Origin of the sequence: Bacteroides sp. OF04-15BH, from assembly GCF_003477995.1 — a bacterium.
Taxonomy (GTDB): Bacteria; Bacteroidota; Bacteroidia; order Bacteroidales; family Bacteroidaceae; genus Paraprevotella.
On record NZ_QUEM01000019.1, the window covers coordinates 42295 to 66468 of the forward strand.

The 24174-nt window shown below is 49.7% G+C and carries 23 protein-coding genes; 11 read left to right on the plus strand and 12 right to left on the minus strand.

The genetic code is table 11. The features are described 5' to 3' along the window. Positions 1-40 precede the first annotated feature (40 nt). Genes DXA74_RS09720 through atpD form a run of 7 tightly spaced genes read right to left on the minus strand, consistent with a single transcriptional unit; the run spans position 41 to position 4709 of the window. Positions 41-598 carry a F0F1 ATP synthase subunit delta gene (locus DXA74_RS09720; protein ID WP_118527078.1) on the minus strand — a complete coding sequence of 186 codons (558 nt, stop codon included), beginning with the start codon at positions 596-598 and terminating at the stop codon, positions 41-43. Positions 599-603: 5 nt separating this feature from the next. Next, on the minus strand, positions 604-1107 hold the full coding sequence (gene atpF / locus DXA74_RS09725; RefSeq protein ID WP_118527080.1) for a F0F1 ATP synthase subunit B: 504 nt from the start codon (positions 1105-1107) through the stop codon (positions 604-606). Positions 1108-1124: 17 nt separating this feature from the next. Next, the gene (atpE, locus tag DXA74_RS09730) at positions 1125-1379 is read right to left on the minus strand and encodes an ATP synthase F0 subunit C (RefSeq protein ID WP_118527082.1); all 255 of its coding nucleotides are present in this window, start codon (positions 1377-1379) and stop codon (positions 1125-1127) included. 44 nt (positions 1380-1423) lie between these two features. Continuing rightward, entirely contained in the window at positions 1424-2485 is a 1062-nt protein-coding gene (gene atpB / locus DXA74_RS09735) for a F0F1 ATP synthase subunit A (protein ID WP_199666147.1), read from the minus strand. Next, complete coding sequence (locus DXA74_RS09740; RefSeq protein WP_118527084.1) at positions 2482-2895, minus strand: hypothetical protein; 414 nt, start codon at positions 2893-2895, stop codon at positions 2482-2484. The genes atpB and DXA74_RS09740 overlap by 4 nt, the downstream gene beginning before the upstream one ends. A 13-nt stretch (positions 2896-2908) precedes the next feature. Next, positions 2909-3178 carry an ATP synthase F1 subunit epsilon gene (gene atpC, locus DXA74_RS09745; protein ID WP_118527086.1) on the minus strand — a complete coding sequence of 90 codons (270 nt, stop codon included), beginning with the start codon at positions 3176-3178 and terminating at the stop codon, positions 2909-2911. Between the two features lie 7 nt (positions 3179-3185). Next, positions 3186-4709, minus strand: a complete 1524-nt coding sequence (gene atpD / locus DXA74_RS09750; protein WP_118527088.1) for a F0F1 ATP synthase subunit beta — start codon at positions 4707-4709, stop codon at positions 3186-3188. 196 nt (positions 4710-4905) lie between these two features. Here atpD and DXA74_RS09755 point away from each other — a divergent pair, with 196 nt between their 5' ends. After that, positions 4906-5856: a LysR family transcriptional regulator gene (locus DXA74_RS09755; protein WP_118527090.1), complete on the plus strand. Its 951-nt coding sequence runs from the start codon at positions 4906-4908 to the stop codon at positions 5854-5856. 122 nt (positions 5857-5978) lie between these two features. On the opposite strand, the gene DXA74_RS09760 is transcribed toward DXA74_RS09755, so the two are convergent. Both DXA74_RS09760 and DXA74_RS09765 read right to left on the minus strand, forming a co-directional pair. Continuing rightward, entirely contained in the window at positions 5979-7559 is a 1581-nt protein-coding gene (locus DXA74_RS09760; protein ID WP_118527092.1) for a hypothetical protein, read from the minus strand. Positions 7560-7594: 35 nt separating this feature from the next. Then, a complete protein-coding gene (locus DXA74_RS09765; RefSeq protein ID WP_118527094.1) occupies positions 7595-8614 on the minus strand; it encodes a hypothetical protein in 1020 nt (339 codons plus the stop codon). 150 nt (positions 8615-8764) lie between these two features. Between DXA74_RS09765 and prmA the strand changes: the two genes are divergently transcribed. Further along, positions 8765-9628 carry a 50S ribosomal protein L11 methyltransferase gene (gene prmA, locus DXA74_RS09770; protein WP_118527096.1) on the plus strand — a complete coding sequence of 288 codons (864 nt, stop codon included), beginning with the start codon at positions 8765-8767 and terminating at the stop codon, positions 9626-9628. 187 nt (positions 9629-9815) lie between these two features. Here the strand turns inward: prmA and DXA74_RS09775 are convergent, their stop codons facing one another. From DXA74_RS09775 to DXA74_RS09785, 3 genes are all read right to left on the minus strand, one after another. Continuing rightward, positions 9816-11165, minus strand: coding sequence for an OmpP1/FadL family transporter (locus DXA74_RS09775; RefSeq protein WP_118527128.1), 1350 nt, complete (start codon positions 11163-11165; stop codon positions 9816-9818). Positions 11166-11340: 175 nt separating this feature from the next. After that, entirely contained in the window at positions 11341-12237 is an 897-nt protein-coding gene (locus tag DXA74_RS09780) for a glycoside hydrolase family 25 protein (protein ID WP_118527098.1), read from the minus strand. 87 nt (positions 12238-12324) lie between these two features. Continuing rightward, positions 12325-13962, minus strand: coding sequence for a diphosphate--fructose-6-phosphate 1-phosphotransferase (locus DXA74_RS09785; protein ID WP_118527100.1), 1638 nt, complete (start codon positions 13960-13962; stop codon positions 12325-12327). Between the two features lie 191 nt (positions 13963-14153). On the opposite strand from DXA74_RS09785, the gene DXA74_RS09790 reads away from it, so the two are divergent. The 9 genes from DXA74_RS09790 to DXA74_RS09830 all read left to right on the plus strand — a co-directional run bounded on the left by DXA74_RS09790 (position 14154) and on the right by DXA74_RS09830 (position 24167). Next, entirely contained in the window at positions 14154-14429 is a 276-nt protein-coding gene (locus tag DXA74_RS09790; protein ID WP_118527102.1) for a hypothetical protein, read from the plus strand. Next, positions 14426-14977 (plus strand): 1-acyl-sn-glycerol-3-phosphate acyltransferase, encoded by a 552-nt coding sequence (locus DXA74_RS09795; RefSeq protein ID WP_118527104.1) that lies wholly within the window; start codon positions 14426-14428, stop codon positions 14975-14977. Before DXA74_RS09790 ends, DXA74_RS09795 begins: the two co-directional genes overlap by 4 nt. Before the next feature lie 5 nt (positions 14978-14982). Further along, positions 14983-17886 (plus strand): hypothetical protein, encoded by a 2904-nt coding sequence (locus DXA74_RS09800; protein ID WP_233550507.1) that lies wholly within the window; start codon positions 14983-14985, stop codon positions 17884-17886. Between the two features lie 63 nt (positions 17887-17949). After that, the gene (locus DXA74_RS09805) at positions 17950-18279 is read left to right on the plus strand and encodes a hypothetical protein (RefSeq protein ID WP_118527108.1); all 330 of its coding nucleotides are present in this window, start codon (positions 17950-17952) and stop codon (positions 18277-18279) included. Between the two features lie 12 nt (positions 18280-18291). After that, the gene (locus DXA74_RS09810; RefSeq protein WP_118527130.1) at positions 18292-20313 is read left to right on the plus strand and encodes a YgiQ family radical SAM protein; all 2022 of its coding nucleotides are present in this window, start codon (positions 18292-18294) and stop codon (positions 20311-20313) included. Positions 20314-20352: 39 nt separating this feature from the next. Then, a complete protein-coding gene (locus DXA74_RS09815) occupies positions 20353-21144 on the plus strand; it encodes an EFR1 family ferrodoxin (protein WP_118527110.1) in 792 nt (263 codons plus the stop codon). Continuing rightward, complete coding sequence (menA, locus tag DXA74_RS09820) at positions 21125-22027, plus strand: 1,4-dihydroxy-2-naphthoate octaprenyltransferase (protein WP_118527112.1); 903 nt, start codon at positions 21125-21127, stop codon at positions 22025-22027. Before DXA74_RS09815 ends, menA begins: the two co-directional genes overlap by 20 nt. Positions 22028-22042: 15 nt before the next feature. Further along, positions 22043-23740 (plus strand): energy-dependent translational throttle protein EttA, encoded by a 1698-nt coding sequence (gene ettA, locus DXA74_RS09825; RefSeq protein ID WP_118527114.1) that lies wholly within the window; start codon positions 22043-22045, stop codon positions 23738-23740. 82 nt (positions 23741-23822) lie between these two features. Further along, positions 23823-24167 carry a translation initiation factor gene (locus DXA74_RS09830; RefSeq protein ID WP_118527116.1) on the plus strand — a complete coding sequence of 115 codons (345 nt, stop codon included), beginning with the start codon at positions 23823-23825 and terminating at the stop codon, positions 24165-24167. Positions 24168-24174: the final 7 nt, after the last annotated feature.

Genomic DNA, 24174 nt, shown 5'->3' on the forward strand with positions numbered 1-24174 from the left:
TCATTCTGTTTTTACTCGCAGAAGGAAGTCGCAGCCGAAGCTAAACGATTCTTCTGTTCTTGTCAATAAACTGTTTCTTCACCCCTCGAAGCTGACTGGCCACACTGGCATCCACATGGTGAAACTCCATGAGCAGGATGTATCCACCCAACAGTTCAGGATCGACCTTTGTGTCGAACTCAATGGTTCCGGTCAGTTTCCGGGTTATCAGTGTGCGCAAGGCCTCCTTGGTTTCGCGAGGCAGAGGAACGGCCGTAATCAGTTTTCCGCGATGGATATTCTTTTCCGTACGATAAAGATCCATATAGGAATAGAAGATAAACAGCAACAACTTCTCGCGTCCCTTGTCAAGTACCAGTTTCAGAAAGCGGGTCAGCTCCTCACAAGTCACTCCCCTGCGGGAAGCCTCTTCCAGAAGCGCCAGTTTCTTATTTTTATCTACGGTAGGATTTTCAAGAGCCAAGCGCAGTTCGGGTACTCTTAAATAATGACGGATAAAGCCTTTCACCTGCTTGTAGACCAAATCTTCGTGATTAGTGTCTTTGGCATAGGCAAGCAGTGCCTTGGCATAACGTCTGGAAATTGCACCTGAATTCATATCTCTTATTTTTTAGATGCCGCTACCATTTCGTCGATCATACGGTTTACCAGCTCCAACTGCTCCTGATCGGATTTCAAATCCTTACGCAGAATTTTCTCGGCCACATCAACCGAAAGTATGGCTACCTGCTGGCGTATATCGTTCAGGGCGCTTTCTTTCTCGGCTACAATCTGCAGGCGGGTTTCCTCGAGTGCCTTCTGGGCTTCGAGCTGTGCCCGCACGCGAGCTTCCTTAATCACCCGGTCACGGGTCTGTGAAGCCTCCTTCAGGATGCGGGTCTGCTCGTCACGCGCCTCTTTCAGCATGCGGTCGGTTTCCTCACGCACCTGCGCCAGCTGTTCGTTGGCCTGACGGGCTGCCTCGAGCGACTGATCAATATACTTTTTCCGTTCTTCGACCATTCCGATGATCACGGGGAAGGCATACTTGGCCAGTATGAAGAATACAACCCCGAATATGATGATCATCCAGAAAACGGTACCGGGATCCGGCGTTAATAATCCCATATTCTTAGGTTTCTAGATTATAAGAACAATGTCAACAAACAAACGACAATGGCAATCAGAGCCACACCCTCGACCAAAGCGGCCGCAATGATCATGTTGGTACGCAGATTGCTGGATTCTTTTGGCTGGCGGGCCATTGCATCCATTGCAGAGCCACCGATACGGCCGATACCCAGTCCGGCACCCAATACAGCGATACCTGCACCAATAGCTGCACCCAACTTACTAATACCTACTCCTGCTGCTGCTTGTAATAATACTGATAATAACATAATCTTCTGTTTTTAATTGTTTGAATAATATTTTTTACCTTAAATTATTTCTCTACGTGTTCGTGTTTGATACGCGACAGTCCGATAAATACGGAGGACAGCATGGTGAACACATAAGCCTGAATGAATGCCACCAGCAACTCCAGCGCGTCCATGAAAATTCCGAAAAGAACAGCCACAACCGTCATGGAACCGTTGATTACGGGACCGGCTTTGACCGTGATAAAGATGATGGCCACCAGACTGAGCACGGCAGCATGTCCGGCCATGATGTTGGCAAACAGACGGATCATCAGCGCAAACGGCTTGGTGAAGATTCCGAAGAACTCAATGAGAGGCATCATCGGTATGGGCACCTTCAGCCACATCGGCACATCCGGCCAAAAGATATCCTTCCAGTAAGTCTTGGTACCATATACATTGGTCAAGATGAAAGTACACAAGGCCAATACCATCGTTATGGCAATGTTACCCGTCACATTGGCACCTCCCGGGAAGATCGGAATCAATCCCATCAGGTTATTGATCAGGATAAAGAAGAAGGCCGTCAGCAGATACGGCGCGTAGCGCTTGTAGTCCGGTCCGATACCGCCTTTGATGACATCATCGTGAATCATCAGAATGAGATATTCCATCATGCCCACTCCTCCTTTCGGAGCTCCCTGCGACACCTCATGGCGTTTGTACCACCGCGCGCAGGCCAGCATGATCCATATCAGCAAAGCACTGTTGATCATCATGGCAAGCACATTCTTGGTGATGGAGATATCCCACGGGCGCACCTCCTGTCCGGAAGCATCACGCTCAACAATCTTGTCTTTGTAGGCTCCATCCCGGGCAATGTAAAGGCCTTCGTAAGTGGCTCCATCCTCCAGTCGTGCCGAGGAGAAGCAATGCCATCCGGTGCTGCTCTTGACGATGACCGGCAACGGAACGCTCACCACCTTGTCGCCCACGGTTACAATGTGCCATTCATAAGCATCCTGTATGTGTCCGAACACCACTTCATTGACATCCACCGGTTGCGCCTGTTCTTCGGCACGGGCTCCGGCCGGAAGCATCAGCAGCCCCAAACACAGAATCAATAGTAAACGAATCTTTTTCATTCCTCAAACTTTCTTTGATATATTTGCTCAAACCTCACAAAGAACTCTGTTTCAAATACCAGAAACCCGATATAATAGAGGATGAAGGTTAAGAAGCATCTGGCCACCGGTTCCTCGCAAAGCAGACCGTAGAGCAGCAGAAACAGCACACTCAGCAGGAGCTTCATACATTTGGAACCCAGATAGACCCAGATTAGTTGTTTTACATTATGACTGCCGAAGAACTCAAACAGAAAGATATAAATCAGTCCATAGATATAGAAGAAAAGAGGAACCAGCGGAAAACCCGCAAAGTAATATTCCGGACAACAGAGCCAGAACACACCTCGTCCCAGCAAAGCCAGCACCAACGTCATGATTGTCAGCTTTATGACAAAGACCCTTCTTGTTTTCTTCCAGAACTGCATCATCTTTCTTTTGTTTTTAATCCTTGGCTTCAATTATATGCTCCACACAAATGGACACGGTGTCGTGATTGACTTCCACAAAACCACCCGACACTCCAAACCGATGTGTCGTATCTCCGCCCTTGAACTTGAGCGTTCCTTCCGTCAGGCTGGTGATTAAGGGAGCATGGCCGGGCAATACGGAGAACAGGCCGGAAGCTCCGGGGATCTCTACATAGCGCACGTTGCCTTCGAAAATGGTCTTCTCGGGCGAAACGACCTTGAGTGTCAATAAATCCTTCTCCATAATCCTTTTATTTTTGTGCGGCCTCCATCAGTTTCTTTCCTTTCTCGATGGCATCCTCGATGGTACCCACATTCAGGAAGGCCTGTTCCGGCAGATAATCCACTTCACCGTCGAGGATCATCTTGAAGCCCTTGATGGTGTCTTCAATGGAAACCATGGCTCCCGGTACTCCGGTAAACTGTTCGGCCACGGCAAACGGCTGTGACAGGAAGCGCTGCACACGACGGGCACGGTTCACGGTTATGCGGTCTTCATCAGAAAGCTCGTCCATACCCAGGATGGAAATGATATCCTGCAGTTCCTTATTACGCTGAAGAATCTGTTTCACGCGCTGGGCGGTCTCGTAATGTTCCTGTCCCACAATCAGCGGATCCAGAATACGGGAAGTAGACTCCAACGGATCTACAGCCGGATAAATACCCAACTCCGTAATCTTACGGCTCAACACCGTAGTGGCATCCAAGTGAGTAAAGGTGGTAGCCGGAGCCGGGTCGGTCAAGTCATCGGCCGGCACATACACTGCCTGCACAGAAGTGATGGAACCGTTCTTGGTTGAGGTGATGCGCTCCTGCATCTTTCCCATCTCCGAAGCCAGTGTCGGCTGGTAACCTACGGCCGAAGGCATACGTCCCAACAGAGCGGAAACCTCGGAACCGGCCTGGGTGAAACGGAAAATGTTATCAATAAAGAACAGGATATCCTTTGGTCCTTCATTGGTCTGGGAGTCACGGAAAGACTCGGCCAGTGTCAGACCGGAAAGGGCTACGGAAGAACGTGCTCCAGGGGGCTCATTCATCTGTCCGAACACCATGGCCACCTGTGATTTCTCCACTTCCTTATAATCTACCTTGGAAAGGTCCCAATGGCCCTCTTCCATACTCTTCAGGAACTCGTCGCCGTATTTGATTACTCCGGATTCAATCATTTCGCGCAGCAAGTCATTTCCTTCACGCGTACGTTCACCGACTCCGGCAAACACAGAGAAACCGTTGTGCTTCTTGGCGATATTGTTAATCAACTCCTTGATCAACACGGTTTTTCCTACACCGGCTCCACCGAACAGACCGATCTTTCCACCTTTCAGATAAGGTTCCAGCAAATCGATCACCTTGATACCGGTAAACAGCACTTCCTGCGAAGTAGACAGGTCTTCAAATTTGGGAGGATCTTTGTGGATAGGCTGTGCGCCTTCTACCGACAGGTGGTGCATACCGTCAATGGTCTCTCCCACCACGTTCATCACACGTCCTCTGATTTGCGCTCCCACCGGCATGGTAATTGGTTTTCCGGTAGAATAGACTTTCATCCCTCGCTGCAAACCATCCGTACTGTCCATCGCTACGGTGCGCACGGTATCCTCTCCGATGTGCTGCTGCACTTCGACAATAAGTACACGACCGTCGTTGCGTTCGATTCTCAATGCATCGTGAATGCTTGGCAAGTTTTGTCCGCGGTTCACCTCTGAATGTTCAAAATGAACGTCCACGACCGGGCCGATTACTTGCGAAATATGTCCTATGATTCCTGACATAAGCCTAATTTTTATACCTTAAAATAATACTCTTTTTACCTATCTTTATCCTTTCTTCAGACTTCCCGAAAACAATGCTGTTTATGATAAAATCCGTCTGATTTTTAATCTTTTCACAGTGCAAAAGTAGGAGTTTTTTTTCTTTTTGGTAAATTTGAAAAATTAATTATTTTCATCCTTATCATTAATTTGGCTTATGGAACTGACACCATTGAAATACTTTTGCAAATTGGCGGAAGTGCTTTCCTTCACCGAAGCGGCAAAAGAATTATTTATCACACAAAGTACTCTTTCACAGAGCATTAAACAACTTGAAGAGGAATTGGGCGCTCCACTCTTCGATCGAATCGGGAAAAAAATTTATATCACAGAAGCCGGACAAAGCTTTTTGAGCTATGCGCGCAATGCTCTGGAGGAGATTTCTTCGGGAATTGAAGAAATCAAGGAAAAACAGCAGATTTTCAACGGCAAAATCCGCATCGGGGTCATCCACAGTCTGTACCCGTTTATCAGCACCTGCATTCTGAAATTTTCACGCCGCTATCCGGATGCGCAGCTGTCCATCTATTATTCACATTCCATCCTGGAACTGGTGGAGATGGTGAGCAACAACGAACTGGATTTTGCGTTGAGCTACAAGCCCGACGAGGTGGCCTCGGTGCTGGAAATCCGTTCCTTCCTGAACTTTCCGCTCTGCGTCATCGCCGCCAAGGACCACCCGGCTGCCGTCCGCAAGGTCTTCGACCTGAAGGACCTGAATGACTATCCACTCGCACTCTTCCCCAAGAATCTGTATACACGAAAAGTCATCGAAAGAATACTCCTGCAGCAACATGTCAAGGTACGGCCTCAAGTAGAAGTAAACAGCACGACAATTCTTTTGGAAATGGTTGCTACCGGACACTGGATTTCTCTTCTGTCACAGGATATTGCCCGGCATACCCCTGACTTGAAATCTATTCCCATAAAAGGCAGTAGTGAATCGATGCAGGCTGCCTTCCTTTCGCTCAAAGGGAAAAAGAAATCACTGCTCACAGAGAAATTCATCGATATGCTGAAAGAAATTCATCAGGAAGACAAAAGGGAGCGCATGAGAGAAAAAGAAATGCGCAACGCACAAAACCAGGAAAGTGTACCGACTGAATAAAACGGCCGAATTCCCCAACAAAACAATAAGAGTCATATCATTCTCTATTCTCGAGTTTGATATGACTCTTACCTATTATATATAATATCAAAAATTCAGTAGCCTGCCAGTTGTGTCAGCATTTAGAACTTGAATCCCATGGTCATGGCCACCTGATGACGGTTCAGGTTCACATTGACCGGATCCAGACGGACAGTGCGGTCGCCAGAATAGTCGGGATCGTTTACGAAACTGTCGTCAAAAGCATAGAAGTCGGCCGACTGAGTACGAATCTTATAAACCAGATCCACATAGAAACTCTTGCGCTTATAACCCAGGCCTATGGTATAGAGGTTCGCGTCGGACTTGTTCATGTAATCCGTATAGGTGCTATAGTTCAGGGCATAGGAATCCAAATTCTGATTCATGCGCGATGTCTTTTCATAAGCCGTGGCATAATAATTGTAACCGAAGCGTCCGGTCAGACAATCGGTCAGCTTGAATTCCATACCGAACTTAAAGTTATGGCCGGCTTTCAGGTTCGTGCGGGTATGATCGTTCATGTCCTGATCCTCACGTGTTCCGCCCCAGCTGCCATAATCCACATAACCCATCTTGGTCAGACTATAGTCCACATATTCATACTCCGCACCGATGGCAAAGAAATCGCCGATGGTATGTCCGGCACTGACGCGCAGCTTCCACGGAGTGCGCACCGTATAATTCAGATAATTGTCCTCCGGACCATAATAGCGGTACAGGTTTGCATTGTCGTATTTCCCCTTATCGTCGTAGTGGGTTTCCAGATACATGTCTCCCACCGTTTCGAGGGTATAGAAAGTAGGTGTTTCCACGGCCAGACCCAGACGGAATGCCGAATTCTCTATCGGGCGGACTATGAAACCGAACTTGGCATTAATGCCATAGCCCGATGTGCTTTGCAGAGAGAAGGCATTATAGTCGTAAAAAGAACCCTGCTTTTCATACAGTTCGGTGTAGAAAGACTCAGAATAATAGTCCACATAATCCACGCCAAAGGTAAATCCCAGATAGAAGCGGTCCTTCAGATTGGCCGACACGTTGAAGTCAAATCCCTGAAGCGAACCTTTCGTGACACGCGCAAACTGGTTACCCTGCGATGCCTGTCCGTAGAACACGCCCTTATCCGTCTGGTTCAACAGGAAGGCATCATAAGCCGTGGTAGCCAGATCTCCCGGGAAATAGAATGTTTTCCCGTCGTCGCCCCACGAACCGAACTGATTGGTCAGGCTGGCCAGCTGATGGGTCTGCGACAGTCCTTTGGTATTTCCGTTATCGGCCACAAAAGAGTGGTTATAGTTGGCTTTCTTCTGATAGTTGGCACTGAAATTCAGGAACTTCAACACCGGTCCCTGAATCGGGGCATTCAGCACAAAGCCCAACTGATCGAGAGAGAAATGCGTGAAGTAGTCATTCGGTGCAGTCTTGTCGGCCTGCGTCATCACACTGATGGTTCCTGCAATGTCGTCCTTACGATACAGACCGATACCGGCCGGATTGGAAGAAATGACCGACATGTCGGCACCCAAGGCACCCAAGGCGCCACCCATACCTACATAGCGGGCCGTTCCGTTCAGATCGGTCTGCGAAGTCATCTGCTCGTTGACATAAGTGTTCTGAGCCAGTCCCCGCCCCGGCACCAACAGCAATGCGGCCGCCAAGGCTCCATAATATTTCTTTTTCATCTGTGTTTCATTTTTAGCATTCAACAAACCGTTGTTTAACGAGCGCCGCGGGATACACCGCTACGGCCTCCGCCTCTTGAACTGCCTCCGGAACGCATTGGGGTAGAACGCTCCATCACCGGACGGGAGAAAGTGCTGTTCGTACGCTCCACAGTGCGCTCAGTGGTGCGGCGCGGTATCACAACCCTACTGCCGCGGTTGCTGTTCTGCGTGCCTCTTTCGGTAGAGATACGCGCTCCACGGGTAACGCCGGTACGGCTGCTGGATGTGCCCCGCACGGTTGTTCCCTGTACCGGACGGCCACTGGTGCGGCGCGTCACGCCGGTGCGTCCCAAAGACGGACGGTTGGTGCGGTAGGTAGGATGCGGACGGTAAGACACTCCGGAATAGACCGGCCAATAGTGGTGATGATGCCAGTAAGGATAGTGCCAGCCCCAGGACACCCCGAAGCCCCAGTCCCAATACGGGTAGCCGTAATGGAAGCCCCACCAGAAGCTGCTTCGCCACGGTGAGTAGTAATAAGGATTCCACACGGTCGGGAAGGCATAGGCATAGAAACCGTCGTCATAGACATTCCAGTAAATGGAGTTCGGTCCGTAGCACAAGTCCCAATAAAGCGGACTGCTCACGGGCACGCCCACGGTGGGCGAACGGAATGCCAGAATGCGCTTGGCATACGCGTAATCCTCGTCCGATCCGTCAAAGCCATCGACCCACAGTCCGTCTTCTTCCGTTTCTACCGCATTCTGTTCGGCCACAAAATTGGTGTCGGCGTCACTGAAGCGGTAACGGCGGTTATATTCATCCACATCGCGTTCGGATGCGGCATCTTCTTGATCTACGAAAGTAAAGGAATAGCCCGGCGAGCTTTTGATTCTCAGCTCACGGGTCGTTGTCTGTTCAGTCTGTTCTGTCGCTTTTTTAGCCGGCTGCTCTTCCACCTTCTCCGGCTGTGTTTTTTTCTTTGGTATGAAGTACATGTCATCCTGCGCTCTCAGGGAAAGCGGCACCAAACCTAGCCCGAGCGCTACCAATACCCATATTCTATTCTTCATAATGATCCATTTTAAGTACCTATGCAAATATAGAATATAAGGCGCTGTAAGCAAAAAAAAAAGATGTAATAAAAGTTATATAACAGCCTTTTGAGTAAAATTTTAGTATCTTTGTGTAGCAGATTTAATTCATTATAAACTTAACTGAACATGAAATACGTTGAAGTTATCTTCCAGCTGAACCCTTGGAACGAAGCGGCTTCAGACATTCTGGCTGCTTTCTGCGGCGACATGGGCTTTGAAACATTTGTCACCGAAGAACCTTTCCTGAAAGGCTACATCCAGAAGTCTGTGTTCGACGAGCAGCAGCTGCGCGACACGCTGGAATTTTTCCCGATGCCGGAAGTGGCAATCACCTACTCCACCGCCGATGCCGAAGACAAGGACTGGAACGAGGAATGGGAGAAAAACGGATTTGAACCGATCATCATCGGCTCGGAACTGACCGTGCAGGGCACCGGACACGACTGTCCCTCAAATACCCGATACGAAATCCTGCTCGACCCGAAGATGGCTTTCGGAACCGGAAGTCACGAAACCACATACATGATTCTGGAGCAGTTGCTCACCATGGACCTGAACGGCAAGGAGGTGCTCGATGCCGGTTGCGGCACCGGAGTGCTGGGCATCATGACGGCACTGAAGGGAGCCGCCTCAGTAATGGCTTACGACATTGACGAATGGAGCGTGAACAACACCCGCACGAACTGCGCGCTGAACCATGTGGAGAATATCATCGTACACGAGGGCGATGCCTCAGTCTTGCAGAATCTGGAAAACCGTTTTGATCTGGTGCTGGCCAACATCAACCGCAATATCCTGCTGGCGGACATGCCGCACTTTGTTCGGGTGCTGAAAAACGGCGGCCAACTGATTCTGAGCGGATTCTATACCGAAGATGTGGCGCAACTGGTCGAAGCGGCCCAGGCATTGGGCCTGGAAAAAGTGCTGCAAAAAGAGCGCAACGGCTGGGCTTGCCTGCTCCTCGTCAAGCAGAATTCCGGACTGGCATAACAGTCTAATTTTCAAGAGGAAACAGGCGCGGATATTTTTCGCGGAACGAGCCTCAAAAAATCATCCCGAAGAAATTAAAAAATCATTGGGATCAAATACGAAAAACATCCTGATGTCTTTAAGAAAACAAAATAATGCCATGCCCGCTGATGGGCATGGCATTATTCTTTTAAAGCCTGAAAAGGTATCAGAAGTTATAATTCAAGCTCACTCCAAACACCTTGTTCGTGCGGCCATATACGTTGGTTCCGGCCAGTTTGGTACCGTAATAGTCGGTAGAAGCCTTGGTGTAATCACTATACTTGGTCCAGAAATAAGCCACATCCAGACTCAGACTTTCGTTGAAGTGCACGCGTGCACCGCCACCCAGGGAATAAGAATCGCAGTAGAAGCTGGCATCGGTCTGGAAATCGTCACTGAGTCCGTAATTGGTCTTCTGGAATCCGCCACTCAGAGTGAGGTATTTCATCACATCCCATTCCACACCGGCCAGATATTCGTGTGTGCCGTGTTTCAGAGTTTTCTGGCGGTCGGCAGCCATTCCGGCATGCTTGTCGTCGAAGAAATGATACTCCACAGAAGCGCGCAGACAAGGCAGAATCTCATAGCCCGCAGCCACAGACAGCATGGCGGGGATGTCGCTCGGTGTGTTCACACCTTCCTTGTAATCGGCCAGATATGCATCGCTCACATTGAACAGTTCCATTTCGGTATTGACATTCTCAATGTTCAGATTGGCCCTGAACTCATACTTCAAACCGATATTCAGCTTGTTCCACTTAAAGTCGGCTCCCAGAATCGGAGTCACACCCCATCCCTGCTGGTCGCACTTCAGGTCGATGCTGGCCAGAGTAGCATCCGGCAAACCAAGCGCCGGAGCCATTGCCTTGTAATCGTCAGTGAGCGAAGCGTTCAGGAATCCTTCATAACCACCGGTAAAATAGTTCATGCGACCGCCGGCATACACCGATACCCAGTCGTTGATCCGGTAGCTCGCTCCCAGCTGGAAGCCATAGATATACTGCTTGCCGTCCATGGCAGAGTTGATGCGATACATGTTCGGCTTGACCATACCGCCGGTCTTCTGCGAAATCAGTCCTGTAGCCAGGGCATTGAACATGGGAAGACCGTTGCTGAACGATGCCTTACCGCCACCGCCGGTAATGGCAAAAGCCGCAGAAACCACCCACTTGTCTTTTTTATACGCTCCGTGGAAGGAAGGGATGATCGGTGCCGACGCCGTACCCTTGAAATATTGGGTCGTGTTCTGGCCGTCCATCGTCCACAGAGGAGAAGTGGCGTGAATCTCACGGGTCTGGTAAGCACTCTGTCCGGTGAGGGAAAGAAAGAAACCGTCTTTCTGAAGGAAAGCCAGACCGGCCGGGTTACTGTATGCTCCGTCTATGTCGATTGAGGCACCACGGGCAGCCATACGCAGGAAGGCTGCATGCTGGTTGGTGTTGGTCAAATAGTCGCCGGCATAAAGCGGACTGCATGAAATTAAAGCAAAAGCTCCGATAAATAAATTCTTTCTCATTTTTTCTGGTTTTGTCATTCAATGCGGCAAAGATAATAGTTTTTCTTGAAACTGTTTCTATTGAAACCATTTATTTCTGAAAATTTCTTCACAAAAGCAAAAAAACGGCCTGATTTGAAAAACGAAAACCTCAAAAAGCGGCAGAAAAACAAAAAACCTGATGAAACGGATCTGCTTAATCCGATTCATCAGGTATGGTCATTGCTTCCAATTCCTTCAGACTGCCGTGAAACAGGTTGCAGTCTACATTTCCCTTGATGCCCTTCAGCTTGCCGCTGTCGGTATACTGCCAGAAGTGCCAGGGACCCTTATAGGACAGTTTGTCTACATAATAATGAGCAATCCAGAACGGATAGGTGTTCAGCAGCGAATCGCTCAGGTATTTCATCTTGAACTTATAGCCGGAATAAATAATGGGCTTTACCTTGTAGCGCTCTTCTACCAGAGACAGCCATTTCTTGACCTCACGCTGGAGGTCTTCCTTCGACAAGTCGCCCGCCTTTTCCACATCGAGCACCGGCGGCAGGTCGCCCGGCTCCAGATGTACCTGCTTCATAAAGAACTGGGCCTGACGGGTGGCATCCACATCGGGCGTATAAAAATGATATACACCGCGGATAAAGTCGTTCTTCTTGGCCTGATAGAAGTTCAGATTGAAGTTCTCGTCCACAATGGAAACACCCTCCGTGCCCTTGATAAAGACAAAGCGCACCGGCGAAGACTGTATGCTGGCATTGCGCAGCATTTCCCAGTCGATATTACCCTGATAACGCGATATGTCTATGCCATGCACGTCATAGCCCGAAGGGTATCCCTCGTCGCCATACAGAGCCTTCCAGCGGAAAGAAAACGGATCTACAAAGAAATAATAGAAAAACAATATATAGGCGACAGCAACCAACACCGCTCCGAGCCACACTTTCCAGGCCGGAACTTTCAAGAAAGGAAGGAGTCTCTTGCCACCACTGCGCTTGCGTCTGGGCTTCCGGCGCACCTTTGTCTTCGAAGCATTTGCCGAAGACGAAGCCTTTCTGACCCTCAGTGTTGTTTTACTCTCTTTTTGTGTCGTCATATATATTATGAATATAATAAGGTATAAAAAGATCCCCTCATCGGAAATCAGACAAGGGGATCTTGTTGTTACGTCATGTTACTGAAATTACTTAGCCTGCTCCAACTGCAAAGTCTTGGTTGGCTGATCGCATACTTCAGAAGGACCGAAGTACTGGATAGGACCAGGGTAAACGAAGCAAGTCTCACGAGCCCACTTGTCGCGGTTAGCAACGAATGTCTTGAATGGAGCACCGTCCAGACGAACCAGAGCCTTCTTGATTACCGGCTTCATTTCACCGTGACGCTTCTCCATGTTCATCATCATAGTGATAGGCACACCACCGGCAACCCAGTCGATAGCAGGAGCTGTAGTGTTCTGTACGATAGCCATGTAACCGGTCTTACCGTTGGCAATCAACATAGCAGCGCTGGTACCCAGAGCATAGCAGTAGTCAGCATCGTAGTTAGAAGGAGCTGCGCAACGTCCTTCGTAACCGAAGAAGTGGTGCAGCGGAGCGAACTTGCCCACATACTTGCCTTCCTTCTTCCACTCAGCCAGCTTAGTGGCAACCATCTCAGACAGCAACTTCTCTGTCTCGATCAAAGATACCTGTACGTTTCCGTGTGGGTCACGCTCCAAAGTCAACTGAGCAGCAACGCCCAATGGCAATGATTCGTAAACAGCCTTGTTCTCGGCAGACAGCTTGCTCAGGATCCAAGCACGCTGCTCGTCCTTCTCAACAGCTGCACCTTCTGGAGTAGCCAACAGGTCGTTCAACTCGGCAATCAGTTTCTTCATAACCGGGATGAACTCGATCAAACCTTCCGGAATCAATACAGTACCGAAGTTGTTACCGTCAGCAGCACGGTTAGCTACAGTCTGAGCGATGTAAGTTACGATATCGTCCAAAGTCTGGTTCTTCTCTTCAACCTCCTCAGATACGATACAGATGTTTGGCTGTACCTGCAGAGCACACTCCAAAGCGATGTGAGATGCTGAACGACCCATCAGCTTGATGAAGTGCCAGTACTTGCGAGCTGAGTTGGCATCGCGCTGGATGTTACCGATAACCTCGGCATAAGTCTTACATGCAGTATCGAAACCGAATGAAGTTTCAATCTGCTCGTTCTTCAAGTCACCGTCGATAGTCTTCGGGCAACCGATTACCTGAACACCGTAGTTCTTGGCAGCATAGTACTCAGCCAATACACAAGCGTTGGTGTTAGAGTCGTCACCACCGATGATAACAACAGCCTTGATGTCCAGCTCACGCAGGATCTCCAGACCCTTCTCGAACTGCTCTTCTTTCTCCAACTTGGTACGACCAGAACCGATCATATCGAAACCACCGGTGTTGCGGTACTCGTCGATGATGTCAGCAGTCAGTTCCTTGTAGTTATGGTCAACCAGACCGCCAGGACCCAGGATGAAACCATACAGTTTGTTAGCCGGGTTCAAGCGCTTCAAGGCATCAAACAAACCACAAATCACGTTGTGACCGCCAGGAGCCTGACCACCAGAAAGGATTACACCCACGTTAGTCTGTGCATATTCCTTAGCCTCGCCCTGAACGAACTCGATCAGAGGCATACCGTAAGTATTCGGGAACAGTTTCTTGATTTCCTCCTGGTCAGCAACAGACTGTGTAGGAGCTCCCTCCTTTACGATTACATTACCCTGCAGTCCTTTTGGTAACTTTGGCTGATAAGCCGCTCTTGCAATTTGCAGTGCACTTTTTTCCATAATTCTAAATATCGTTTTTAAAATTGATAATAAATGTTCTTTTATCGATACAAAAATACGAAATTCCGCAGACATAAGGAAACATAATCTCATGAAAAAGTATTTTTTTTTGATTTCGTGAGCCCGAACCGTTGTTATCCATTTTTTTTTATTACCTTTACGACACATTTATTCATTTAAAGCATTGTATTATGGCAAAAAGAAGAATTTTGAAGAAAAATATCAATGGTATCTGTGGAGAACTTTTTCTGAGCTGCGCTTTCCTGCTCGGACAGAACCCGTCGGCAGAGAAAAAGGAACAGGCTCATAAGATCATTGCAGACATCATTGACCTGCAGAACGACATCATTTCCAGAGTGAGTCATACCGAACCGGGCAGCGTGAAGGTGTTCTACAAGAAACTGAAAGAAGACTTCAACAAGCGCGTACAAGAGATTATTGACAACATCGGAAAACTGGAAGAATGATTAAAGCACTCAGCAAATTAATCCTTTTCAAATGGATGGGCTGGACCGCGGACATCTCGGTCCAGCTCCCTCCGAAATGCATCATCGCCGTGGCACCCCATACCAGCAATATGGATTTCATCATCGGCATCCTGTATAGCCGGGCCATCGGGCTTAAGGCCAACTTTCTGATGAAGAAGGAATGGTTTGTCGGACCGCTGGGTCCCTTTATGAAAAGCCTGGGGGGCATTCCGGTGTACCGGAGCAAAAAATGCAGCCTCACCGACCAGCTGGCCGAAGCGTCCAAAAAGATGGACACCTTCCGCCTGGCCATCACCCCTGAAGGCACCCGCTCGCGGGTAGAAGAATGGAAAAAAGGATTTTATTATATTGCCCTGAAAGCCGGCATCCCGATCATGCTCTATGGGCTGGACTTCAAGGAAAAAAGAATTGTATGCCACAAGGCTGTGATGCCCGACGGAAACATTCAGGAGCAAATGCAGGAAATCATCAGTTATTTTAAGTCTTTCCAGGGAAGACATCCCGAAAAATTCGGATTTCCAAAATGAATAGCATGAATAAAAGATATACCAGTTTCCTGGCAGGATTCTTCCTGCTGGGATTTTCTGTTTTTGCACAGAACACAGAAACAGGTCTGAAGAACAAAATCAATGATTACTTCAGAGAACTGAACCTCCCCGTCACCCTGTCGCAACCGGAATATGCCAAGGTGGATCGTGTGGTCATCAGCGACGAGAAAAAGTCGGTTCAGGTCTTTGGAGACGAGATATTTTCGTCCATCCCCTTTTCGGACAAGACGGTTGACCAGATCTATAAAAACGTGCGCAAACTGCTGCCGGCCAAATATAAAGGATACGAACTGACCGTTCTGGGCAGCTATTACCCGATCGAGAAAATGATTCCCAACAGCAGAGCCCGGAAGAAGGATGCGGAAAAGCTGTGGAAAGCGAAAGGGCACACTCCGGTATGGGTGACCCGCGAATCTCCGCTTCCGGAATTCACACGCGGACTGCGCAATCGGCATCTGTCGGTGTGGGCCAGCCACGGACGTTACTACCGACAGGAACAGGGCATCTGGAAATGGCAGCGCCCGAACCTGTTCTGCACCAACGAGGATCTGCTGACGCAAACATTCGTGGTGCCTTATCTCATTCCGATGCTGGAGCACGCCGGGGCCTATGTATTCACCCCACGCGAGCACAACTGGCAGAAACATGAGGTGATTGTGGACAACGACCGTCCGGAAGAAAACGGTCGCTTTGAAATGACCAACAAGAAACATGCCTGGACGGGCGGTCCGCAAAGGGGCTTTTCCTACGCTCCCAACCAGCCGCTGAGCGACGGGGAGAATCCGTTCAGCATGGGCACAACCATACTGACCCAGAGTGTCGGCAAGAAATCACAGGCATCGTATGCCCGCTGGACTCCCAACATTCCGGCAGACGGAAACTATGCGGTGTATGTGTCTTATCCACAGGATGCAAACAATGTGCAGGATGCGGCATATACCGTGGTGCATCAGGGCATCGAAACGACCTTCCATGTAAATCAGCGCATGGGCGGAAGCACCTGGGTATATCTCGGCACCTTTTATTTTTCAAAGGGACAGAACCCTCAGAACAGTGTGCTGCTGAGCAACTACAGCAACGACGAGGGTCTCGTCACAGCGGATGCCGTGCGCTTTGGAGGCGGCATGGGCAACATCGTGCGCGGCGGAAGTACCAGCGGCATGCCCCGCTTCCTGGAAGGAGCGCGCTACTACGGACAATGGGCGGGAATGCCTTATGACGTATATAGTTCCAAGCAGGGAAGCAACGATTATGCCGACGACATCAATGTGCGCTCACGCATGACCAACTATCTGGCCGGCGGTTCGGACTATCTGCCATCGGGCAGCGGACTGAAAGTGCCGATAGAGGCTTCCATCGCAATTCACAGCGATGCGGGAGTGCGCCGCAATGACTCTTATGTCGGCACATTGGGTATTTACACCACGCAGACGGACGACGGAGTTTTTCCGGAAGGTATGTCGCGTCTGGCTTCGCGCGATTTGTGCGACATGATGGTGACTCAGGCCAAGGAAGACCTGACCCGTCTGTTCGGAAACTGGAGCCGGCGCCAGCTGTTCGACCGCAACTACAGTGAGACCCGTGTGCCACAAATTCCTTCGGTAATCATCGAAACGCTCTCGCATCAGAACTTTGCCGATATGAAAAAGGCGCACGACCCGGTATTCAAGTTCCATCTGTCGCGTGCCTTGTATAAAGGTATCCTGAAATATACGGCCACACAGCACGATCAGGACTATACCGTACAGCCGCTTCCGGTATCAGAATGCTATACTTCCATTGATGTGTCACGGCGTACCATCTCTTTACACTGGTCGCCCACCCCGGACCCGTTGGAACCTTCGGCCAAACCGTCCGGATACATCGTCTATACTAAAATAGGCGAACAGGACTTTGACAACGGAACATACATCCGTGACCCGCGCTTTACCATCAAGGCTACGCCCAACACGATGTATAGCTTTAAAGTGTGCGCCCTGAACAGCGGAGGAAGCAGTTTGCCGTCGGAAGAGCTCACGGCATATATTGCCGACGACACCCGTGCCACTATCATGATTGTCAACGGATTCCAAAGACTGGCCGGACCGCAGCCCATCGACACGGATTCCCAACAGGGATTTGACCTCAGTGCCGATCCGGGCATTTACCAGGATGCTTTCCCAGGATACTGCGGGGCACAGATTAATTTCAACCGCTCGGCCAGCGGACGCGAAGGTCCTGACGGACTGGGATACAGCGGCAACGAACTCTCAGGAATGCTGATTGTCGGAAACACCTTTGACTATCCGCGCGAGCATGGCAAGTCCATCGCCGCAGCCGGCGGCTATTCCTTTGCCTCATGCAGCCGCGAGGCGGTGGAGCGTGGCGAGGTTAATCTGAACGATTACAACGCGGTGGACCTGATTATGGGTCTGCAGCGCAACGACGGATACAGCCTGAAGGACTACAAGACGTTTACCCTGCCCCTGCAGAATGCCCTGAAAGAATATGTGCGCATGCAGGGTAATCTGCTGGTGAGCGGAGCATACATCGGCTCGGACATGCTGGGAGTGGATGAACAGATGTTCACTCAGAACATTCTGAAATTCAAGACTTCCGGGCGGGTTCAGGCCAATCAGATTCAGACCGTAACGGGTATGAACACCTCGTGCAGCCTGTATAACCGGCTCAACGAGGAGCACTATACGACAACATGGGTGGACTGCATCACGCCGACTCATGACTCCTTTGCCGTAATGCTCTACAACAATCAGGTAAGCGCCGGAATTGCCTATGCGGGACGGGACTACCGTTGCATGGCTCTGGGCTTCCCGTTTGAATGTATTCAGGAAGATCAGACACGGGACAAAATGATGGCAGCAATCCTAAAATTTCTATTGACAAAATAGTTTTTTTAGAAAATCATACCTATATTTGTATCTTCATAAGTAAAACCTTAATAAGAAATAGCCATGTATAAAATCCAAACCAACATCACGGGCAGCCGTGAAATGTTTATCACAGACGAACATTTGCAGACAATCAAAGAGCGTTCACTCTTCAAGGACCTGGTGGGAAGCACCGGCATTGTCAACGAAGATGTGCTCGACAAGCTGAAACTGATGGTACGCTCCCTCATGGAAGCAGAACCGGAAAGCCACGATTTGATTAACTTCAGCCACGAAGTGCTTTACAACGACAACATGAAGGCACACGGACTGAACCAGCTGCTGCAGTTGTATCAGAACTGGATTCAAACAAAAGACGAAATAGAAGAAAACATAGAACAAGAACCCGAATAATTGAAATCATTCATGAAAGAATATCGCTTGACAGACTGGTTGCCCACAACCAAAAAGGAAATGGAACTGCGCGGATGGAAACAGTTGGACATCATACTCTTCAGTGCCGATGCCTATGTGGATCATCCTTCATTCGGAGCCGCCGTTATCGGTCGCGTACTCGAAGCGGAAGGACTGAAGGTTGCCATCGTTCCGCAACCGGACTGGCACGGTGATTTTCGTGATTTCAAGAAATTGGGGCGACCGCGTCTGTGGTTTGGAGTAGCACCGGGCTGCATGGATTCGATGGTAAACAAATACACCGCCAACCGACGCCTGCGCAGCGAGGATGCCTACTCACCGGACGGACGGCACGACCTGCGTCCGGAATATCCAACCATCGTCTACACACAAATCCTGAAGAAACTTTATCCCGACGTGCCTGTCATTCTGGGAGGCATTGAGGCATCTCTGCGACGACTGACGCACTATGACTACTGGAAAGAGCGCTTCGCTCCGAGTATTCTGTGCGACAGTGGCGCAGACATGCTGATATATGGCATGGGCGAGAAACCGGTGCTGGAAATCAGCCGACGCCTGCTGGAATTGTGTGAAACAGGCAACGGTCCGCTTTCGTACAACGAAGAGGGAGAAGCACAAATCAATGTACGTACCTTCAGAGAGGCTTTACAACACCAGACTGCCGTTCCCCAAACGGTATCTCTGTTCCGGAAAGAAGATATTCCTCAGGGCATACAACCCGACGACATTGTGCTGCACAGTCACGAGGAATGCCTGAAAAATCCGAAGAAACAGTCGGAGAACTTCCGACACATCGAGGAGGAAAGCAACAAATATCACGCCTGCCGCATCATTCAGCAAACAGGCGACCGCTTTGTGGTGGTGAACCCGCCCTACCCTCCGATGAATCAGAATGAGCTGGACCACTCTTTCGACTTGCCTTACACCCGTCTGCCCCATCCGAAATATAAGGGCAAACGTATTCCGGCATACGAAATGATCAAATTCTCGGTCAACATGCACCGGGGCTGTTTCGGCGGTTGTGCCTTCTGCACCATCTCAGCCCATCAGGGTAAGTTCATCATGAGCCGCAGCAAGGAAAGCATTCTCAAAGAGGTCAAGGCCATCACCGAAATGGAAGATTTCAAGGGATATCTTTCGGATCTGGGCGGTCCTTCGGCCAACATGTATGCCATGAAGGGAAAGAACCTCAGCATCTGCGAGAAATGCAAGAAGCCTTCGTGCATTCATCCCGTCATCTGTCCGAACCTGAACACCGACCACACTCCGCTGCTGGAGGTTTATAAAGCGGTGGATGCCCTGCCGGGAATCAAGAAGAGCTTTATCGGAAGCGGTGTGCGTTATGACCTGCTGCTCCATAAGAGCAAGGACGAAAACATCAACCAGGCTGCCGAGAAATATACACGCGAACTGATTACACGCCACGTCAGCGGACGCCTGAAAGTGGCCCCGGAACATACTTCCGACCGGGTGCTGTACCTGATGCGCAAACCATCGTTCAGCCTGTTCGGAACGTTCAAACGCATCTTCGACCGGATTAATGCGGAAGAAGGCTTGCGACAGCAGATTATCCCTTATTTCATCAGCAGTCATCCGGGATGCACAGAGGAGGATATGGCCGAACTGGCCGTTCTGACCAAACAGATGGATTTCCAGCTGGAACAGGTACAGGACTTTACACCAACCCCGATGACCGTGAGTACGGAAACATGGGCCACAGGCTATCACCCTTACACTTTGGAAGAGGTGTACTCGGCACATTCCGTAAAAGAAAAGCTGGCGCAACGCATGTTCTTCTTCTGGTACAAGCCGGAGGAACAGCAGCGCATCCGTCAGGAACTGATCCGTATGAAAAGAACGGACCTGATAGACAGACTGTTCGGTCAGCCGTCAGGACGAAACTATAAAAGAGAGGATAACAAGAATCCCCGACGCAAAAAACAGGAAGGAACAAACGGTCCGGGCAAAAGACGTCAGACCGAGCATGCCGCTCCCCGAAGAAACCGACGGTAAGCGGACCTGAATATCGGGGCATCCAAAGAATAACCCATTATGATTTTTTATTTCTCAGGAACAGGCAACTCGTTATATGCCGCCCGCCATCTGGCACAAGCTACAGGAGAAAGACTGGTGTCCATTCCAAAAGAAATGGCAGAACGGACTTCTCCCAAGGAATATACCTTATCGGCAGAAGAACGGATCGGCTTTGTCTTTCCCATTCACTCGTGGGGACCACCGGAAATCGTGCTGCGTTTTATCCGTCAGCTCCATTTCACGAATTATCAGAAACAGTACTGTTATTTTGTGGCAACTTGTGGAGATGATATGGGCTGCACCCGCCAGATTCTTGAACGGGCATTGTCGGCAATCGGAATCTGTCTGCATGCCGGTTTTTCCCTGTTGATGCCCAATACGTACATTGCACTGCCGGGATTTGACATCGACGCTCCGGAGATTCAAAAACAGAAACTGGAAAACGCCGTTCCCGAACTGGAACGGATAGAAAAGGAGGTCTGCTCCAAAACAACAGCATTCCGTTTGCATCCCGGAAGCATGCCCCGCCTGAAGAGTTATCTGATACTGCCCCTGTTCAAAAGATTTCTGATTAACGACAAGTATTTCCACACAACAGACCGGTGTATCGCTTGCGGTAAATGTGTCCGGATATGCCCGGTGCATAACATCAAGCTGGAAGACAAACACCCGAAGTGGCAAGGAAACTGTACCGCCTGCCTGGCTTGTTATCATGTCTGCCCCCAACGGGCCATCTATTTCTTTGCGAAAAAGGATAAGGGGCAATATTTGCACCCTGATTTATTGAGATATGGAAAAGAAAACTATTAAAACCAATTCATCCCAAGCCTGGCTGTTGGCTGCGCGCCCCGTCACACTGACCTGTGCGGCCGCTCCTATTCTGGTGGCCCTGACCAATGCGTGGCACGACCAGAGAGGAGTCGGAGAACCGTTTCACTGGATTCCGGCAATTCTGTGTTTGCTCTTTGCATTCATGATGCAGATCGACGCAAACTTCATCAATGATTATTTTGATTTTGTCAAGGGAGTGGACCGGGAAGACCGTTTGGGACCGAAAAGAGCCTGTGCCGAAGGGTGGATTACTCCCAGTGCCATGCGTACCGGCATCGCGCTGACCACCTTGATTGCCTGCCTCATCGGTATGCCGCTCATCTGGTATGGGGGAACGGAAATGATAGCCATCGGCATTGCCTGCGTGCTGTTCAGTTTCCTCTACACAACCACTCTGGCACGCCGCGGATTGGGTGATGTGCTCGTACTGTTGTTCTTTGGTATTGTTCCGGTAGGAATTACCTACTACATCCAGACACAGGTCATGACCACGGCTACAATCTGGCTCGCACTGTCCATCGGACTGGCCACGGACACCTTACTCATTGTAAACAACTACCGGGACCGCGATACAGACGTGATTTCCGGAAAACGTACGCTGGTCATCCTGATCGGAGCACGAAATACCGAATGGCTTTATCTGGCTCTGGGAATCATCGCCTGCCTCTGCTGCATTCCTTTATATCTGGAAGGAAAACGCATGGCTCTGGTCTTTTCTCTGGTTTATCTGATTCCGCATGTGCTCACCTGGCGCAAGATGGTAAGCATCAATCAGGGAAAACAACTGAACGAAGTGCTGGGAGCTACAGCACGAAACATATTTATCTTAGGAATACTCATATCAATAGGACTATTATTCTAACATTATTATAAATTTATGGCAACAACTGACGACAAGAAAATTATTTTCTCTATGGTTGGCGTAAGCAAAACCATACAGCAGACCAACAAACAAGTTCTGAAGAACATCTACCTGAGTTTCTTCTACGGAGCTAAGATTGGTATTATCGGTCTCAACGGTTCCGGTAAGTCCACGCTTATGAAAATTATCGCCGGTTTGGACAAGAACTATCAGGGCGAGGTGGTTTTCTCACCCGGATACAGTGTAGGCTATCTGCCACAGGAGCCGCAGCTGGATAACAGCAAAACGGTGAAGGAAGTAGTTATGGAAGGCGTGCAGCCTATTGTGGATGCACTGACAGAATATGAAGAGATCAACCAGAAATTCGGCTTGCCGGAATATTACGAAGATGCCGACAAGATGAACGAGCTGTTTGCCCGTCAGGGTGAATTGCAGGACATCATCGACGCCAACGATGCCTGGAATCTGGACAGCAAACTGGAGCGTGCGATGGATGCCTTGCGTTGTCCGCCGGCAGACCAGAGCGTAGAAAATCTGTCGGGAGGTGAGCGCCGCCGTGTGGCTCTGTGCCGTCTGCTCTTGCAGAAACCGGACGTGCTGTTGCTCGATGAGCCGACCAACCACCTGGATGCAGAAAGTATCGACTGGTTGGAGCAGCACCTGAACCAGTACGAAGGTACGGTTATCGCCGTAACGCACGACCGTTACTTCCTGGACGATGTGGCCGGATGGATTCTGGAGTTGGACCGTGGCGAGGGTATTCCATGGAAGGGCAACTACTCTTCTTGGTTGGAGCAGAAGACCAAACGTATGGAAATGGAAGAGAAAGTGGCCAGCAAGCGCCGCAAGACTCTGGAACGCGAGTTGGAATGGGTGCGCATGGCTCCGAAGGCACGCCAGGCAAAGGGAAAGGCCCGTTTGAACTCTTACGACAAACTCTTGAACGAGGATCAGAAAGAGAAAGAAGAAAAGCTGGAAATCTATATCCCGAACGGACCACGCCTCGGAAACAAGGTTATCGAAGCAATTCATGTCAAGAAGGCTTTCGGCGAGAAGGTTCTGTTCAACGACCTGAACTTCATGCTGCCGCCTAACGGTATCGTTGGTGTCATCGGTCCGAACGGTGCCGGTAAGACTACCCTGTTCCGTCTGATTATGGGACTGGACACTCCGGATGAAGGAACCTTTGAGGTGGGCGAAACCGTGAAGCTCGCTTATGTGGACCAGACTCACAAGGATATCGACCCGAACAAGAGCGTTTATCAGGTAATCAGCCAGGGCAACGAGCTGATTCGCATGGGTAACCGCGATGTGAACGCCCGCGCTTACCTGAGCCGTTTCAACTTTGCCGGTGCAGATCAGGAAAAGAAATGCGGTGTGCTTTCGGGTGGTGAGCGTAACCGTCTGCATCTGGCTATGGCTTTGAAAGAGGAAGGCAACGTATTGCTGCTCGACGAGCCGACCAATGATATCGACGTAAATACCCTCCGTGCACTGGAAGAAGGTTTGGAATCCTTTGCCGGTTGTGCCGTTGTCATCAGCCACGACCGTTGGTTCCTGGACCGTATCTGTACACACATTCTGGCATTTGAGGGAGACGGCAACGTATTCTTCTTCGAAGGAAGCTACTCTGAATATGAGAGCAACAAGATGAAGCGTTTGGGACTGGAAGAGCCGAAACGCATCCGCTACCGCAAACTGATGGAAGACTAATTTCAAATATCCTCTTAAAAAACAATTGTCATCTCTGCTATGAGGTGACAATTGTTTTATCCGTTAATCACAGAAAAACATTATGGGAACAAAAGACAATGACTGGAAAACCCGTTTGGGCATGGTGTATTCCACAAATCCCGACTTTCAGTTCGAAACCGATGAAGAAGACGAACCGGAAACTTTGGATAAGAACCAGCAGAAGCTGCGTGTGTTCATCGAGAAGAAAAACCGGGGCGGAAAAACTGCCACAGTTGTGAAAGGCTTTGTCGGCAAAGAAGACGACTGCAAGGATCTGGCCAAGCTGCTGAAAACCAAATGCGGCGTGGGCGGTTCGTGCAAGGACGGCGAAATCATCATCCAGGGAGAAATCAAGGAAAAAGTGATTGAACTCCTGAAAAAGGAAGGATACACGCAGACGAAATAAAGTCAAT

What these genes read in the sequence shown, in the direction of transcription:
- DXA74_RS09720 (WP_118527078.1), bottom strand. Translation starts at nt 598, where the DNA reads ATGAATTCAGGTGCAATTTCCAGACGTTATGCCAAGGCACTGCTTGCC.
- atpF (WP_118527080.1), bottom strand. Translation starts at nt 1,107, where the DNA reads ATGGGATTATTAACGCCGGATCCCGGTACCGTTTTCTGGATGATCATC.
- atpE (WP_118527082.1), bottom strand. Translation starts at nt 1,379, where the DNA reads ATGTTATTATCAGTATTATTACAAGCAGCAGCAGGAGTAGGTATTAGT.
- atpB (WP_199666147.1), bottom strand. Translation starts at nt 2,485, where the DNA reads ATGAAAAAGATTCGTTTACTATTGATTCTGTGTTTGGGGCTGCTGATG.
- DXA74_RS09740 (WP_118527084.1), bottom strand. Translation starts at nt 2,895, where the DNA reads ATGATGCAGTTCTGGAAGAAAACAAGAAGGGTCTTTGTCATAAAGCTG.
- atpC (WP_118527086.1), bottom strand. Translation starts at nt 3,178, where the DNA reads ATGGAGAAGGATTTATTGACACTCAAGGTCGTTTCGCCCGAGAAGACC.
- atpD (WP_118527088.1), bottom strand. Translation starts at nt 4,709, where the DNA reads ATGTCAGGAATCATAGGACATATTTCGCAAGTAATCGGCCCGGTCGTG.
- DXA74_RS09755 (WP_118527090.1), top strand. Translation starts at nt 4,906, where the DNA reads ATGGAACTGACACCATTGAAATACTTTTGCAAATTGGCGGAAGTGCTT.
- DXA74_RS09760 (WP_118527092.1), bottom strand. Translation starts at nt 7,559, where the DNA reads ATGAAAAAGAAATATTATGGAGCCTTGGCGGCCGCATTGCTGTTGGTG.
- DXA74_RS09765 (WP_118527094.1), bottom strand. Translation starts at nt 8,614, where the DNA reads ATGAAGAATAGAATATGGGTATTGGTAGCGCTCGGGCTAGGTTTGGTG.
- prmA (WP_118527096.1), top strand. Translation starts at nt 8,765, where the DNA reads ATGAAATACGTTGAAGTTATCTTCCAGCTGAACCCTTGGAACGAAGCG.
- DXA74_RS09775 (WP_118527128.1), bottom strand. Translation starts at nt 11,165, where the DNA reads ATGAGAAAGAATTTATTTATCGGAGCTTTTGCTTTAATTTCATGCAGT.
- DXA74_RS09780 (WP_118527098.1), bottom strand. Translation starts at nt 12,237, where the DNA reads ATGACGACACAAAAAGAGAGTAAAACAACACTGAGGGTCAGAAAGGCT.
- DXA74_RS09785 (WP_118527100.1), bottom strand. Translation starts at nt 13,962, where the DNA reads ATGGAAAAAAGTGCACTGCAAATTGCAAGAGCGGCTTATCAGCCAAAG.
- DXA74_RS09790 (WP_118527102.1), top strand. Translation starts at nt 14,154, where the DNA reads ATGGCAAAAAGAAGAATTTTGAAGAAAAATATCAATGGTATCTGTGGA.
- DXA74_RS09795 (WP_118527104.1), top strand. Translation starts at nt 14,426, where the DNA reads ATGATTAAAGCACTCAGCAAATTAATCCTTTTCAAATGGATGGGCTGG.
- DXA74_RS09800 (WP_233550507.1), top strand. Translation starts at nt 14,983, where the DNA reads ATGAATAAAAGATATACCAGTTTCCTGGCAGGATTCTTCCTGCTGGGA.
- DXA74_RS09805 (WP_118527108.1), top strand. Translation starts at nt 17,950, where the DNA reads ATGTATAAAATCCAAACCAACATCACGGGCAGCCGTGAAATGTTTATC.
- DXA74_RS09810 (WP_118527130.1), top strand. Translation starts at nt 18,292, where the DNA reads ATGAAAGAATATCGCTTGACAGACTGGTTGCCCACAACCAAAAAGGAA.
- DXA74_RS09815 (WP_118527110.1), top strand. Translation starts at nt 20,353, where the DNA reads ATGATTTTTTATTTCTCAGGAACAGGCAACTCGTTATATGCCGCCCGC.
- menA (WP_118527112.1), top strand. Translation starts at nt 21,125, where the DNA reads ATGGAAAAGAAAACTATTAAAACCAATTCATCCCAAGCCTGGCTGTTG.
- ettA (WP_118527114.1), top strand. Translation starts at nt 22,043, where the DNA reads ATGGCAACAACTGACGACAAGAAAATTATTTTCTCTATGGTTGGCGTA.
- DXA74_RS09830 (WP_118527116.1), top strand. Translation starts at nt 23,823, where the DNA reads ATGGGAACAAAAGACAATGACTGGAAAACCCGTTTGGGCATGGTGTAT.